This is a genomic window from Kitasatospora sp. NPDC093558, from assembly GCF_040683475.1.
GTDB lineage: Bacteria > Actinomycetota > Actinomycetes > Streptomycetales > Streptomycetaceae > Kitasatospora.
Map to the genome: position 1 here is coordinate 1 of NZ_JBFBDY010001399.1, position 1,047 is coordinate 1,047.

Below are 1,047 nucleotides of genomic sequence, written 5' to 3' on the forward strand. Positions count from 1 at the left end.
GCCATCTACAACAACTCCACCGACAACGGCGGCCAGACCGTCATGGACGTCACCGACCCCGCCTCCGGCAGCATCTCCCGCAGCGCCTGGTCCTTCGCGTCGGCCCGGATCTGGTTCAGCTGACCGATCCTCGCCTCGTACTCCTCTTGAGCCGGGTACGCCTGCTCCAGGCTCTCCTCCAACTCCACGATCCGCTGCTCGATCTGCTGCCCCAGATTCGTGAAGAACTGCTGCGGGTCGCTCATCTGCGACAGCTCCTGCGGCCGGAACTTCTCCCAGTGCGACCACGCCAGGGTCCCGTACTGGTTCATCGCCCTCTCCTTGCGTCTCGTCCTGCTCGCCGTCCTCAGCCAGGCTCCCACGAAGCGCGGCGAGCTGGGCCTCGATCCGGCTCTTGTCGATGACCTGGCGGTCGTCGTCGCCGCCGTCGGCGCGCACCCGCTCGCGGGCCGCCTCAATCGTCTGCAAGGCCGCACCGACGGCCTTCAGCTGCCGCTTGGCCTTGTCGCGGTCGGTACGGTCCAGCTCCCTATCGTTGACCTCCTGCGTCAGCGACGCCGACAGCGCATCGGTGATCCGGCGCAGTTCGGCGAGCAGCCCCTCGGGCACGTCCAGCACGTGGCCCTTGACCCACTCGTTGTCCAGCGGGTTGCGGTCGCTCGTCGTGGATTGGGTCCCTCCGGCGATCAGGTCGTAGAGGTACCGGTGCTCCCTGTTTGCGCTCTCGCGCGCGTGGCGGCCCAGCCGCTCCCGGTACAGCTTGGGGAACGCCACGGTGACGAACACCGACCGCGGGTGCCCCCACGTCCGGCGGCCTTCCGTCTTCGAGTCCCGGTCGTAGCGCGTGACCACGTCCGCGACGGCCGCCGCCTTGGACCGGAACCCCTCGGCCAGACGCCGCCGATCCCAGTGGTCGGTCTTGGTGTGGTTCCAGACGGCCTTAGCCTCGTTGAACTCCACCCGGCCGTAGGTGTCCAGAGCGCCGTCGATGTGGATGTCGCCGTCGTCATCGACCTGCACCCGGGCCAGGGCTTGGGCGTGGAGCTG

Annotated in this window: 2 protein-coding genes; one reads left to right on the plus strand and one right to left on the minus strand. The window is 68.5% G+C overall.

From position 1 onward, the window contains the following. Positions 1-5: 5 nt before the first annotated feature. Positions 6-311, minus strand: a complete 306-nt coding sequence (locus AB0O00_RS41315) for a hypothetical protein (RefSeq protein ID WP_363659797.1) — start codon at positions 309-311, stop codon at positions 6-8. 10 nt (positions 312-321) lie between these two features. On the opposite strand from AB0O00_RS41315, the gene AB0O00_RS41320 reads away from it, so the two are divergent. Then, positions 322-1,047, plus strand: a 726-nt coding sequence (locus tag AB0O00_RS41320; RefSeq protein WP_363659798.1) for a hypothetical protein, incomplete at its 3' end; no start/stop codon positions are given.

Bases quoted from the DNA above. Each gene is read 5' to 3' on its own strand.
- AB0O00_RS41315 (WP_363659797.1), bottom strand. From the start codon at position 311: ATGAACCAGTACGGGACCCTGGCGTGGTCGCACTGGGAGAAGTTCCGG.